We start from the raw sequence: 12,283 nt of genomic DNA, 5'->3' as shown, positions 1-12,283 counted from the left end.
GTGTGCCAGTGTCGCGGGGAAGGGCGTCAAAAAGCGATATGGCTTTCCATCGGCCCGCATCAAAAACGCATAAAATGCCGGGAGAGCCCGCTGCTCACTCGCGGCCAGAGCGCGAACGGCAGAGTCAGCCGATCCGTGCCGAAATCGCGAACCTTCGCCATGCCCACAAAACAACGCGGGTCAAGGCGAATTGTCGCCTATTTCTAAATCAGACGCACAAAATCAAAAGATGAGCCGCAATCACGGGCGATCGTCGGCATCCAGGAAGCGCGCCAGACGGATGGCGGTATGGCCGGTCGCCGGACGGAGATTGGGCATTACCAGCAGGCAATCATCATGCGGGGTGCGGATTTCGCGTGCGCCGTCATGTGCGATCAGCGTGCCTTTCCTTGCCAGCAAGGTATTGCCGGCGAAGGGCTCGACGAAGGTAAAGCCGGGCGCCTCGACGGTCACCGTCACGCTGACCTCGGCGAGGCGCGGCGCCCCCCGGCGCACCGCCGGCAGCGCCGGATGCTCGGGCACAACGCCGGTGTGGCGGAGGCAGCCGGCGATGGCCGCGAGCATCATCTCGACGGTTGCCGCCCGCCAATGCTGCCCCGCCTCGACCAGGCAAGCCGCGCCGGTGCCGCTATCGAAGCGGGCATAGTCGATCAGCCGCCGGCCGCTGGCATGGCCGGGGTCGATGACCACGAGATCCGGCGCGCCGAGCGCGAGGGCGAGCGCGCGTCCCGCCGGCGCCGGCCCGCACAGCGTCAACGGCCCCGAGAGCCACAGCATGGAATGGAGATCGAGCAGCACATCGACCGTCTCGATCAGGGGGCGGATGGCGCGGGCGCGGGCCAGCTCGCAGGAGCGGCGCGGGCCGTCGAGCACGGCGCGGTCCCAGAGCCGGTTCATATCCTCATCGACGAAGCGCGAGGCGGTCGGCTGACGCGGGTCGAAACGCGCGAAAGCCGCGAGATTGACGAAGCCGAAGGTCAGCCGGCCGCGGCGGGGCCGCATCCCGGCGCGGAGCAGCCGATCGAGAACGATCGCACCGGCGATTTCGTTGCCGTGGACCAGCGCCGTCAGCGCGACATGCGGGCCGGGACTCGCGGCGTCGAAGGTCACGAAGCCCGGGATGTCGCGCCCCTTGCCGATCCAGTCCGAAAGATCGGGGGCGGTGAGCTCGACCGGAAAATGCGGCACCGGGCTGAAACCGGGCGAGAGCGACACCATGACCATGGTTCAGGCGCGGATGGTAACAGCCGGGAGGGGTAGAACGGACATAGAGACTACTCTAGCCGGACCGCAGCACCCGGCAACCCTTGCGCGCAAGAATTGCGAGGTTTTTCGCTAATTCCGCGGGACGTTAGCGGCCATAGAGCGTCTCTGGCGTGACTAGAGGGGTCGCGATTTCTTGAAAAACCCCGTCGCGGACGGCGCGGAAGAAGCAGGAGCGCCGGCCAGTATGGCAGGCAACCCCGGTCTGCGCGACGAGCAGCAGGAGAGCGTCGCCGTCGCAATCGAGGCGCAACTCGACGAGGCGCTGAATTTGCCCAGAGGTCTCCCCCTTGCGCCAGAGCTGGTTGCGGCTGCGGCTGAAATAGCAGACTTGACCGGTCGCGAGCGTCTCGGCGATCGCCGTCCGGCTCATCCAGGCGAGCATGAGAACATCGCCGCTTGCCGCGTCCTGGGCGATGGCGGGGACCAGCCCGGCGGCATCGAAACGGAGCGCCGCCAACAAAGCGGCAAGCCCCGGCGGATCGGCCGAGGCGGCGGGAGCGGGTGGCGGCGATGACGTGGTCGGGGTCATGGTCATTTTCCTCGATGGCGGTGAAGGCCGGGGGCAGTTAAGATGGGGCGGTGATGCCGGAACGAGAGAGCGCCCCTATCACGCGGCCTTCGGTCGCCGCCAAACTCGCACAGGCGCAGGCGATCGTCGAGGCACGGCGGGCGCGCTTGACCCCGCTCCGGCGCGAGGTGCTCAGCCTCATTCTCGCGGCCGAGAGTCCGATCGGCGCCTATGATTTGCTCGCCCGCCTTCGCGACCGCCATGGCAACGCCGCCCCGCCGACGGTCTATCGTGCCCTCGATTTCCTGCTCGAGAACGGCCTTATCCATCGCATCAGCCGGCTTGCCGCCTTCATCGCCTGTATCGGCCACGCGCCGGGCCACGCCGCGCAATTTTTGATCTGCCGGGACTGTGGCGAAGTCGCCGAGATCGACGCGCCAGACGTTATCACCGCGCTCAAATCTGCCGCGGCTCAGCGCGGTTTCGCCATCGCCGGGGTGACGATCGAGGCCGAGGGGGTCTGCGCTGCCTGTGCGGCGAGAGCGTTATCGTCGAAGGCGGAACCGCCGGAGACGTAAATCACATTCTACAACAATACCTTAACAGCGCGTGTCTGGATCGATATGATCCGGGCACGCTCTATCCCCGCCGCAAGCGGCTGAAGGCTTGGGTGAGATCGGCGATCAGATCGGCGGGGTCTTCGAGCCCGATATGAAACCGCGCCGCCGGCCCTGCGAGCGGCGCCGACGCTGTGCGGCGGATGGTTCCGGTGGTCGGCAGCGCGAGACTCTCATAGCCGCCCCAGGAAGCGCCAATGCCAAACAGGGTGAGGGCATCGATCATCGCGACCATCGATTCGGCGCTGATATCGGGCTGAAAGACGACGCCGAACAGGCTGCAGGCGCCGGTATAATCGCGCTGCCAGATCGCATGCCCGGGCGCGCCGGGCAGGGCGGGATGAAGCACGGTCTGCACCTCCGGCCGCTCACTGAACCAGCGCGCGACACGAATCCCCGATTCCATCTGATGATAGAGCCGGACCGAGAGCGTGCGCACGCCACGAAGCGCGAGCCAGCAATCATCGGGGCTGGCATACTGACCGAAGGCGAGCGCCGTTCCGCGCACCCGCTCCCAATCCTCTTCGGCGCGGGTAGTGATGGCGCCGAGCAGGACATCGGAATGGCCGCCGACATATTTCGTCAGCGCCTGGATCGAGACATCGACGCCATGGACGAAGGGCTGAAAGAAATGGATGCCCCAGGTATTGTCCATCAGCACCTTGACGCCGCGGGCATGCGCGGCCTCGGCCAAGCCCGGCACGTCCTGCATCTCGAAGGTATGGCTGCCGGGGCTTTCGAGGAACAAGACCCGCGTCGTCGGGCGAAACATCAGCGCGAGCGCGGCGGGATCGAGCGTTGGCGGATAGTAGGTGGTGGTGATGCGGAGCCCGGCCAGCACAGTGTCACAGAAATGCCGCGTTGGGCCATAGACACAGTCTGGCATCAAGCAATGATCGCCGGCCTTGAGATAGGCCATCAGCGGCAGGGTGCAGGCGGCAAGGCCGGAGGAGACGATCTGACAACGCGTGCCGCCTTCGATGGCGGCGATCGCGTCCTCGAGCGCGAAATGGGTTGGCGTTCCGAGCAGGCCATAAACCAGCGCCTGCTCGAGACGGTGGCTGCCAGCGGCGGCGCGGTCGGCGCAGGAGGCATGGAGCACGGTCGAGCCGCGTACCAGCGGCGGATTGACGAAACCATGCGCGCGCGCGCCGGCGCGTCCCACCTGGACGAAGCGCGTGTCGGCGCGGAGCGGTGTTTGCGGCGGGTCTTGGGCCATGAGGTCAGGATTCCTTTGGCGTATCGGGATGGCTCGCCCATTCCGTCCATGAACCGTCATAAAGCGCGCCGCACGGATGGCCGGCAAGGGTAAGGCCGAGGGTGAGCACCGCCGCAGAAACGCCGGAGCCGCAGGAGGTTACCACCGCGCAGGTCTCATCGACCCCGCAGGCAGCGAAGCGGGCGCGAAGTTCCTCGCGCGATTTGAAGGTGAAATCAGGGTTGAGGAGTTCGGTGTAGGGCAGGTTGCGGCTGCGCGGAATGCGCCCGGCGGGAAGGCCCGGACGCGGCTCCGGGCTGGTCGCCGCAAATCGCCCCGCCGCGCGCGCATCAAGCACCAGTTCGGCAGCGGTTTCGAGATTTTCCAGTATATCGCCGAGACCGCGGAGACGCCGGGGGCGAAAGCGCGGCGTAAATTGGCCGGGCGCGGCCGGGCGCGGCGGACCGGAGGCGGTCGCGCGCCCCTCGCGCTGCCATTTCGGCAGCCCGCCATCGAGCACCATGGCCTGATCATGCCCGAACAACCCCATCAGCCACCAGCCGCGCGCCGCCGAAGAAAGCCCCTTTTGGTCATAGAACACGACGCGGCTGGCATTGCTCACGCCGAGCGCCGACATGAGCGCCGCGAATCGGCTTGCGGTCGGCACCATGTGGGGAAGATTGCTATCGGGATCGGCGATTTCGTCGATATCGAAAAAACCGGCGCCGGGAATATGGGCGCGCGCGAATTCCTCGCGGCCGTTTTTGTTTTCATTGGGCAGATACATCGTCGCATCGAACACCAAGAGGTCTTTCTCCCCGAGATGTTCGGCAAGCCAGGACGTGCTGACGAGTGGTTCCATATTGTCCTCCAGAGCGTGGTTCGGCGCGAGCATACCTCCCGATCGCCCCCGACCGGAAGCGGCGAAAGCGGCGCGCCGCTATGCGGGAGGGTCGCCGTCGTCTGGTGGGGTGAGCGGCGTTGCCGGCGAGAGGGCGAAGCCGGCGGCGCGCCAGCCATCGACGCCCTCAGGAAACCAATAGACATGGTGAAATCCGAGTCTCGCCGCGCGCTTGGCGGCGTTCCAACTCATCCAGCATTGCGCCTGGCAGTAAAACACCAGCGCGCGATCGGAATCGCCGTGCGTGAGGGCGCGCAACTCGCCATGAAACCACGCCGCCATCGCCTTATTCAAGGCGCCGCGGCCGAAATCCGGGAGCCAGACGCTGCCGGGAATGTCGAGATGCGGCGCCGGGAGCCAGGGCACGCCCGGCTTCATCGCCGGCGGGCGGCGTGGCGCAGGGAGCACGTCGATGAGAATGGCACCGGCGGCGCGGAGTTTTTCGACCTCCGCCGCATAAACGACCGTTCCGCCAGGAACGCGATCGGGGACCGGGGCGTGGTAATCGTCCATCCGATACTCATCGGGAACCGCAACCTGAGCCCCGGCGGCGAGCGGCAGGGTGAGCAGAAAGGCCGCGAGCAGCCAGTGTCTCACGGTTTGAGCGGGTTGCCCTGCTCATCGAGCAGCGGAATGCCGTAATCGTTGAGGATCGCGGTAATTTCGTCCTGGTGCTTCTGGATCAGATCGTTGAGGGTGCGGCGGAAAGTGACATCGCTGGGGCGCACGCCCATGGCGATGCGATAATCGAGCCGCGGCCCACCGGGTTCGGCCGGCAGGAACGCCATCGCGAGCGGCAGATGATCGTGCTTGATATAATAGCCGGCGAACGGCCCCCAAACCAAGCCGACATCGATCTTGCCGGCGACGAGATCGAGGAGCAGCGTTCGCGCAGGCGCTTCGACGCGGGTATCGACGGTGAGATTATAGGGCGTCACGTGGGCGAGGAGATGATGCCGCGCGACGATATCGGTCGGTGGGGTGGAGGCGATGAGGCCAATTTTTTTGTCCGAAAATACCGGATCACCGAGATCGACGCTGGCGACGTGATCGGCATTGCGCGTCACGATCATATAGCCGGTATGGTAATAGGGGTTGGTGGTATCGACCATCTCGCCGCCGGCGACGGTACCCATGACAACGTCGCAGCGATGTGCGAACAGCGTGTTGCGATAGAACCCGACAATCTGCGGGAACCACACATTGGTCACCGGTTCATGCAGATAGCCGGCGAAGAGATCAGCGATCTTGTTCTCGAAACCCTCATGCGCCTGATTGGAAAACGGAAGATTGGCGGGGTCACCGCAGACACGGAATTCGCTTGTCGAGGCGAGGCTAGGAGCGGCGGGCTGCGCAAAGCTGGCGGCGGGAAGCGCCACAAGCAGGGCCGCGAGGGCCGTCGCCTTAATTGTCATCATCATCGCCGATTTTCTTCGGGCGTCCTCGGCCGAGCACGCCATCGGAACGCGCTTTCAAATAACCATAGATGTCATCGAGATTCTCAACGACATCGGGATTGAGTCCGAAGGGTGGCATAACGTTCTGGTTGGCGGTGTTGACGTCCTGGCGGCCGTTGATGACGGTGTTCTCGAACTGCTCTTTCGTCATGTGTTTGAGCGAATCGACGAGGGCAGGGGCGTAGGAGCTGCCGGCACCATCGGGGCCATGACAGCGCAGGCAATTATCGCCGTAGCGACGATAGCCATTGAAGACGTGGTGATCGACTCGGCCATTTTCCACGACATAGGGTTTGCTGTCGGCCGGCGCGTCATCGGCGCGGGCGACACCGGCTGTCGCGACCGTTGCAGCGAGAAGAGCGGTAGTGAAAAGGGCGGCAAGATTGCCCGTCAAGAATTTGTCAGTCAGCGGCTTTTCGGCTTGGGAATGGCCGGTTAGGCGATCACGGCGCATGCGTATTTCCTCAGATTATTCCATTTGGTGGGTGCGCCGCCACACAGATATCGACGCCGCGAAAACCTCTCGGGTTTGGAAAAATTACCCCGGCTGGCGAACCAGCCGGGGAAGCGAGCGAACGAGGAGGATTTATTCGACGGAGAACACGGTCAAGACACCGCCGAGCTGGGTGTAGTTCGAGAGGCTCTTGTAAGCGCCGACCGCGCCGAGACCATCGGTATCGTTGGTCAGGCCAGCGGCCATGCCGATACCCGCCCAGCCGCCGACGCCGGAGAGAACGGCGATATATTCTTTGCCGTTGTGCTCGAAGGCATTGACGTTGCCGATGATGCCCGAAGGCGTTTTGAACTTATAGAGCAGCTTGCCGGTCTTGGCATCGACCGCTTTAAGATCGCCATCGAGCGTGCCGTAGAAGGCAACCCCGGTCGGTGTCGTCAAGGCGCCCGACCACACCGAGAAGGTCTCGTGATCGGACCAGACGATCTTGCCTTCATTGACGTCATAGGCGATGAAATTGCCGAGATGGTTCTCGCCCTTCGGCGGGAACATCGACAGCGTCGCGCCGACATAGGGTTGCCCGGCGGTATAGGTCACCTTGTACGGCTCGTAATCCATGCAGACATGGTTGGTCGGCACGTAGAACATATGCGTCTGCGGATCATAAGACGCCGGCTGCTCGTCTTTCGAGCCGAGCGCCGCCGGGCAGACGCCCTTGGTGTTGTGGTCGGGGCCGTTGTGATCGGGCGAGTATTGCGCGACCACTTCCGGACGCCCAGTGGTCAGATCGACCTTGGTCGCCCAGTTGACGGCGGGATCGTATTTGTTGGCTTCCAGCAATTCGCCGTTGGTGCGATCGAGCACATAGGCGAAGCCATTGCGATCGAAATGCACCAGCGCCTTGGTCTCCTTGCCGTGCACCTTGGTGTCGGCGAGGATCATTTCGTTGATACCGTCATAATCCCATTCGTCATGCGGGGTCATCTGATAGACCCATTTCGCCACCCCGGTATCAGCGTCGCGGGCGAAGATGGTCATCGACCATTTATTGTCGCCCGGGCGCTGGCTCGGGTTCCAGGTGCTGGGGTTGCCGGAACCGTAATAGATCAGGTTCAGCTTCGGATCATAGGAAATCCAGCCCCAGGTGGCGCCGCCGCCGATCTTCCACTGATCACCTTCCCAGGTTTTCAGGGACGAATCCTTGCCCACCGGCTTGCCCATCGCCATGGTTTTGTCCGGATCGAACAGGATCTGATCATCCGGCCCCTCGGAATAGGCACGCCAGGCGACCGACCCATCCTTGATGTTATAAGCGGTCATATGGCCCTGCACACCGAACTCGCCGCCGGAGACGCCGACCAGAACCTTATCCTTAACGACGAGCGGCGCCGAGGTGCCGGTCGCGCCCTTGGCAGGATCGTCATCCTTCACCGACCAGGCGACCTTGCCGGTCTTGGCGTCGAGCGCGACCAGGGTGGTGTCGGCCTGATGCAGGAAGATCATGCCCTCGCCATAGGCGACGCCGCGATTGACGGTATCGCAGCACATCACCGGAATGACGTTTGGATCCTGCTTCGGCTCATAGGCCCAGACGATGCGGCCTTCATTGTTGAGATCGAGCGCAAAAACCTTGTTCGGGAACGGTGTGTGGACATACATCATGTCGCCCACCACCAGCGGCCCGCCTTCATGGCCACGCAGAACGCCGGTCGAGAAGGTCCATACCGGGTGCAGCTTGTGGGCGTTCTCGGTGGTGATCTGGGTTAGCTTGGTGTGGCGCTGATTGGCGTAGTCTCCGGCCGGCATCACCCACTGCTTGGGATCCTGCGACATTTTTTCGAGCTGATCATTGGCGAAGGCCGCGCCAGCCCCCAAGATCCCGGCGGCGCTGCCCATGAGCACCGCCCATGCAAATAAACGCTGACTCGGCTTCATATAGAACCCTCCCTGAATAAAGCGTTACCTTCTGTCATGCCTACGAGGCTGCCTCGCATCGCGTATCGGGATCGCGGCAACTCTCGGAAGCATAATCGCACAGCCGCCAGACGGCCCACCGTCTCCGCGGCGTGAGCGCAAGCTATCGCCAACGCCATTCCGTTGACAAGCATCAAACTGCAATCTGGACTGTATTTTTGTTCGATTTATAATTGTGCAACGCAGCATAAATGAACTCGATCAAGTCAGTCGAAGAATCAATCCAGTTATTATAGAATTAATCAATCATATGAACGAAAAGCTGCATGAACGATTATCGCAGCCGCCCCCCCGCCGGCGCGCGATAATGCCGGGCGATCAGGCGGGATCCTGGCGCGGCACGCCGATTTCGCAACGCCAGCCCGCCAGCCGCCATTCCGGATGCTCGTTGACATAGGCGATGGCGTAACGTTCGGCATCCATCAAGCAGACTTGTTGGGTGATTTCCTCCTCGAAAACCGGCCGCTTTTCGACACAGGTCTTGGCGTCGGCAACCAGGCAGTAGACGAGCACGAGTTCAATCATCATCATCTCCCTTGCACCAGAGAACCATATTGGCCCAAGAAGGGCCAGTCATACGAAACGTCACAGCATGAGATGCATGCAAAAATGACACCAAGACTTACCGCTCTTGCCCTTCTTGGCCTCTGCCTCGCATCGCCGGTTCACGCCGCCGACCCTGCGGACGAAACCAAGCCGCTCAGCCCGGCGCAGGTCTCCCTTTTCGAGACCCCGCATCTCGCTAATATCGACCATCCAGAAACCCTCCTCTATCGCTATACGCGCCAGGGACCGGATGGGTTCACCGATCACGTCGCCGAGGATATCAAACTCGTCCATCCCGATGGCACGAAATACGTGATGTTCAATTTTCTCACCGGCGATCACCATATTTTTTACCCCGCGGTCGATGATTTCCGCGGCAATCCGCTGCTGATGGTGTTTCTCGAACACGACGTCGATGAAATGCGCGCCATGACCGGCGTCGCCGCCGCTTATTATCGTAACCGTATCCGCGCCGCCTTCATCGACAAGGCGGAGATGGCGCCCGCCAAGGTCACGCTCGACGGCCATGAGGTGGCGGCGCAGAGTATCACGCTCCGCCCATTCGCCGACAATGACCGATTCGCGCATATGCCGCAGATCCAGCAGAAAACCTACCGTTTCGTGCTCAGCAAGGACGTGCCGGGGGGATTCGCCGAATTCGCGACCGAGATGCCGGCCGATCCCGCATCCGGCGCGCCGGCGATCAGCGAGCACTTGGTTTTCGAGAAAGTCGCGTCAGGCAAGGCGGTGACGCCATGACCCGCGCGATCATCGCCGCCCTCGCGCTCGGCCTAATCGCCATTGCCGCGCGTGCCGAAACCGAGGAGCACCATCCGGCGCATGACTATCCGACCGCGGCGCGCGCCGATTACGTCATCGGCTGTCTCGCCGCCAATGGATTCAACCACGATCTGCTCGAAAAATGCTCATGCGGCATCGATACCATTGCCGACATGATGAGCTATGACGATTACGAGAAGGCGGAGACCATCCTCAGCATGCAGCAGGGGGTGCATGGGCCGCAGGCGGATATCTTCCGCCATACCCCGATCGCGATCGAGGAAATCGACCGCCTCCACCGCGCCGAGGCCGAGGTCAATCTGCGCTGCCGCTGAGGGGGCAGGTCTTTGCCGGTCGGCAGACCCTGGGAATCCATAATGTTATAGGCCGATGCCGCAGCGCCTGCTGACGCATGGCGTGACAGCCCGATCGCGGCCGCGCCGGGCGCTCAGACACTGCCCGCTAGCATCGCGCCGTCAGCGAAGCCGTCGCCGCGAGACTTGCCTCGGCGGGGATCGGCTTTTATAGCCGGGGAATGGCATCCCCGGCAGAAACCTCCTCACCGCCTGATGACGTCATCGCCCGGCAAGCGGCCCTGCTCGCGCGCCCGCCGACGCTCGAGCGCCGCATGGCGAACGCGATCCGCGCGCTCGCCATCGACGCCGTCGAGCGCGCGAATTCCGGCCATCCCGGCCTGCCGCTCGGCATGGCCGATGTCGCGACGGTGCTCTGGACACGATTCCTGAAATTCGACGCCGCCGATCCGCGCTGGCCCGATCGTGACCGCTTCGTGCTCTCCGCCGGCCACGGCTCGATGCTGCTTTATGCCCTCCTCCATCTCACCGGCCATGCCGGCATGGGGATGGACGTGCTGGAGCGTTTCCGCCAGCTCCACTCTGCCGCCGCCGGCCACCCTGAATATGGCGCCCATCCGGCGATCGAGACCACCACCGGCCCGCTCGGCCAGGGCATCGCCACCGCCGTTGGCATGGCGCTTGGCGAGCGGATGCTGGCGGCGCGGTTCGGGCGCAGCCTGGTCGACCACCGCACCTGGGTGATCGCCTCCGACGGTGATCTGATGGAAGGAATCAGCCATGAGGCGGCCTCGCTCGCCGGCCATCTCCGGCTCGACAAACTCACCGTCCTCTACGATGACAACCACATCTCGATCGACGGCGCGACGCGGCTTGCAACCTCCGATGACGCGCTAAAACGCTTCGCCGCCTATGGCTGGGCGACGAAGCGGATCGACGGCCATGATCCGGCGCAGATCGCGGCGGCGCTCTCGTTTGCCATGCGCTCGAAGAAGCCGACGCTGATCGCCTGCCGCACCATCATCGGCTTCGGTTCGCCGCACAAGGCGGGCACCAGCGGCGCCCACGGCGCGGCGCTGGGGGCGGCGGAAGCGGCGGCGACGAAGGCGGCGCTGGGTTGGACGGCGGCACCCTTCACGGTGCCCGAGGATCTCGCGCAAGCCTGGCAGGAGGCCGGCGGGCGCGGCGCCACGCCACGCCGCGCCTGGCTCAAGCGCGCCACCCGCCATCCGCAACGCGCCGAGTTCGAGCGGACGCTCGCCGGGCGGCTCCCGGACAATTGGCTGGAAAAACTCGCCGCGCTGAAAGCCGAGATCGCCGAGAGCAAGCCCAAACTCGCAACCCGTCAATCGAGCCAGAAAGTGCTCGAGGCGCTGGTGCCGCTGGTGCCGGAGTTGATCGGCGGCTCCGCCGACCTCACCGGCTCCAATCTTACCCGGGTCAAGGACATGGCGGAGGTTGCGCCGGGGCAATTCGCAGGCCGCTATCTCCATTTCGGCATCCGTGAGCACGCGATGGCGGCGGCGATGAACGGGCTCGCGCTCAGCGGCGGCCTGATCCCCTATGGCGGCACGTTCTTCGTTTTCAGCGATTATCTCCGCCCGGCGCTGCGGCTTGCGGCGCTGATGCATCTGCGGGTGATCCATGTTCTAACCCATGACAGCATCGGTCTTGGCGAGGATGGGCCGACGCATCAGGCGGTCGAGCATCTCGCGAGCCTCCGCGCGATGCCCAATCTTCTCGTCTTCCGCCCGGCCGACACGATCGAGACGGCGGAAAGCTTCGAACTCGCGTTGCGGCGCAGCGACGGGCCGAGCGCCCTCGTGCTGTGCCGCCAATCCCTGCCGACGCTCCGCGCTGACGTCACCGAAAATCGTACCGCGCGCGGCGCCTATGTCCTCGCCGAGGCCGCCTCCGCGCGTCAGGCGACGCTGATCGCCAGTGGCTCTGAGGTCGCGATCGCGATGGCGGCGCGCGAGACGCTGGCGGCGCAGGGGATCGCCGCGGCGGTGGTGTCCTTGCCGTGCTGGGAACTCTTTGCCCAGCAGGATGCGGCCTATCAGGCGGAGACGCTCGGCACCGCGCCGCGATTCGGGATCGAGGCGGCGGCGGGATTCGGCTGGGAGCGCTGGCTCGGCCCCGATGGCGTGTTCATCGGCATGGCCGGCTTCGGCGCATCCGCCCCCTATGAGGAGCTTTACCGCCATTTCGGCATCACCGCCGAGGCCCTCGTGCACGCGGTGCAAAAGCGCCTCGCCCTCCACTGAA

13 protein-coding genes are annotated in these 12,283 nt (G+C 64.1%); 4 read left to right on the top strand and 9 right to left on the bottom strand.

Translation table 11 applies throughout. From position 1 onward, the window contains the following. Nucleotides 1–240 precede the first annotated feature (240 nt). Complete coding sequence (locus ACP5M5_RS10510) at nucleotides 241–1,218, bottom strand: peptidase M14 (RefSeq protein ID WP_427937185.1); 978 nt, start codon at nucleotides 1,216–1,218, stop codon at nucleotides 241–243. A gap of 133 nt (nucleotides 1,219–1,351) precedes the next feature. After that, nucleotides 1,352–1,795, bottom strand: a complete 444-nt coding sequence (gene hisI, locus ACP5M5_RS10505; protein ID WP_427937183.1) for a phosphoribosyl-AMP cyclohydrolase — start codon at nucleotides 1,793–1,795, stop codon at nucleotides 1,352–1,354. 53 nt (nucleotides 1,796–1,848) lie between these two features. Between hisI and ACP5M5_RS10500 the strand changes: the two genes are divergently transcribed. Continuing rightward, nucleotides 1,849–2,352 (top strand): transcriptional repressor, encoded by a 504-nt coding sequence (locus tag ACP5M5_RS10500; protein WP_427937182.1) that lies wholly within the window; start codon nucleotides 1,849–1,851, stop codon nucleotides 2,350–2,352. A gap of 61 nt (nucleotides 2,353–2,413) precedes the next feature. Here ACP5M5_RS10500 and metC read toward each other — a convergent pair whose 3' ends face one another. The 7 genes from metC to ACP5M5_RS10465 form a co-directional block, all read right to left on the bottom strand. Next, a complete protein-coding gene (metC, locus tag ACP5M5_RS10495) occupies nucleotides 2,414–3,610 on the bottom strand; it encodes a cystathionine beta-lyase (RefSeq protein WP_427937181.1) in 1,197 nt (398 codons plus the stop codon). A gap of 4 nt (nucleotides 3,611–3,614) precedes the next feature. Beyond that, on the bottom strand, nucleotides 3,615–4,451 hold the full coding sequence (locus tag ACP5M5_RS10490; protein WP_427937179.1) for a sulfurtransferase: 837 nt from the start codon (nucleotides 4,449–4,451) through the stop codon (nucleotides 3,615–3,617). Between the two features lie 78 nt (nucleotides 4,452–4,529). Next, on the bottom strand, nucleotides 4,530–5,087 hold the full coding sequence (locus ACP5M5_RS10485; RefSeq protein WP_427937178.1) for a rhodanese-like domain-containing protein: 558 nt from the start codon (nucleotides 5,085–5,087) through the stop codon (nucleotides 4,530–4,532). Further along, on the bottom strand, nucleotides 5,084–5,911 hold the full coding sequence (locus ACP5M5_RS10480) for a substrate-binding domain-containing protein (RefSeq protein ID WP_427937176.1): 828 nt from the start codon (nucleotides 5,909–5,911) through the stop codon (nucleotides 5,084–5,086). Before ACP5M5_RS10480 ends, ACP5M5_RS10485 begins: the two co-directional genes overlap by 4 nt. Next, nucleotides 5,895–6,401: a c-type cytochrome gene (locus tag ACP5M5_RS10475; RefSeq protein ID WP_427937174.1), complete on the bottom strand. Its 507-nt coding sequence runs from the start codon at nucleotides 6,399–6,401 to the stop codon at nucleotides 5,895–5,897. The genes ACP5M5_RS10480 and ACP5M5_RS10475 overlap by 17 nt, the downstream gene beginning before the upstream one ends. Before the next feature lie 132 nt (nucleotides 6,402–6,533). Beyond that, nucleotides 6,534–8,297, bottom strand: a complete 1,764-nt coding sequence (locus tag ACP5M5_RS10470; protein WP_427937172.1) for a methanol/ethanol family PQQ-dependent dehydrogenase — start codon at nucleotides 8,295–8,297, stop codon at nucleotides 6,534–6,536. A 396-nt stretch (nucleotides 8,298–8,693) separates the two neighbouring features. Next, the gene (locus tag ACP5M5_RS10465; RefSeq protein ID WP_162800603.1) at nucleotides 8,694–8,900 is read right to left on the bottom strand and encodes a hypothetical protein; all 207 of its coding nucleotides are present in this window, start codon (nucleotides 8,898–8,900) and stop codon (nucleotides 8,694–8,696) included. Nucleotides 8,901–8,984: 84 nt separating this feature from the next. Here ACP5M5_RS10465 and ACP5M5_RS10460 point away from each other — a divergent pair, with 84 nt between their 5' ends. The 3 genes from ACP5M5_RS10460 to tkt all read left to right on the top strand — a co-directional run bounded on the left by ACP5M5_RS10460 (nucleotide 8,985) and on the right by tkt (nucleotide 12,282). Next, nucleotides 8,985–9,680: a hypothetical protein gene (locus tag ACP5M5_RS10460; RefSeq protein WP_427937170.1), complete on the top strand. Its 696-nt coding sequence runs from the start codon at nucleotides 8,985–8,987 to the stop codon at nucleotides 9,678–9,680. Beyond that, nucleotides 9,677–10,036: a hypothetical protein gene (locus tag ACP5M5_RS10455; RefSeq protein ID WP_427937168.1), complete on the top strand. Its 360-nt coding sequence runs from the start codon at nucleotides 9,677–9,679 to the stop codon at nucleotides 10,034–10,036. Before ACP5M5_RS10460 ends, ACP5M5_RS10455 begins: the two co-directional genes overlap by 4 nt. Before the next feature lie 200 nt (nucleotides 10,037–10,236). Beyond that, nucleotides 10,237–12,282 carry a transketolase gene (gene tkt / locus ACP5M5_RS10450; protein ID WP_427937166.1) on the top strand — a complete coding sequence of 682 codons (2,046 nt, stop codon included), beginning with the start codon at nucleotides 10,237–10,239 and terminating at the stop codon, nucleotides 12,280–12,282. Nucleotide 12,283: the final 1 nt, after the last annotated feature.

This window comes from Acidibrevibacterium sp. (assembly GCF_049965395.1).
In the GTDB taxonomy this organism is placed as follows: Bacteria; Pseudomonadota; Alphaproteobacteria; order Acetobacterales; family Acetobacteraceae; genus Acidibrevibacterium; species Acidibrevibacterium fodinaquatile.
Note: the sequence above shows the minus strand (reverse complement) of the source record. Positions and strands in the feature narration are given on the sequence as shown.

Bases quoted from the DNA above. Each gene is read 5' to 3' on its own strand.
- ACP5M5_RS10510 (WP_427937185.1), bottom strand. From the start codon at position 1,218: ATGGTGTCGCTCTCGCCCGGTTTCAGCCCGGTGCCGCATTTTCCGGTC.
- hisI (WP_427937183.1), bottom strand. From the start codon at position 1,795: ATGACCCCGACCACGTCATCGCCGCCACCCGCTCCCGCCGCCTCGGCC.
- ACP5M5_RS10500 (WP_427937182.1), top strand. From the start codon at position 1,849: ATGCCGGAACGAGAGAGCGCCCCTATCACGCGGCCTTCGGTCGCCGCC.
- metC (WP_427937181.1), bottom strand. From the start codon at position 3,610: ATGGCCCAAGACCCGCCGCAAACACCGCTCCGCGCCGACACGCGCTTC.
- ACP5M5_RS10490 (WP_427937179.1), bottom strand. From the start codon at position 4,451: ATGGAACCACTCGTCAGCACGTCCTGGCTTGCCGAACATCTCGGGGAG.
- ACP5M5_RS10480 (WP_427937176.1), bottom strand. From the start codon at position 5,911: ATGATGATGACAATTAAGGCGACGGCCCTCGCGGCCCTGCTTGTGGCG.
- ACP5M5_RS10475 (WP_427937174.1), bottom strand. From the start codon at position 6,401: ATGCGCCGTGATCGCCTAACCGGCCATTCCCAAGCCGAAAAGCCGCTG.
- ACP5M5_RS10470 (WP_427937172.1), bottom strand. From the start codon at position 8,297: ATGGGCAGCGCCGCCGGGATCTTGGGGGCTGGCGCGGCCTTCGCCAAT.
- ACP5M5_RS10465 (WP_162800603.1), bottom strand. From the start codon at position 8,900: ATGATTGAACTCGTGCTCGTCTACTGCCTGGTTGCCGACGCCAAGACC.
- ACP5M5_RS10460 (WP_427937170.1), top strand. From the start codon at position 8,985: ATGACACCAAGACTTACCGCTCTTGCCCTTCTTGGCCTCTGCCTCGCA.
- ACP5M5_RS10455 (WP_427937168.1), top strand. From the start codon at position 9,677: ATGACCCGCGCGATCATCGCCGCCCTCGCGCTCGGCCTAATCGCCATT.
- tkt (WP_427937166.1), top strand. From the start codon at position 10,237: ATGGCATCCCCGGCAGAAACCTCCTCACCGCCTGATGACGTCATCGCC.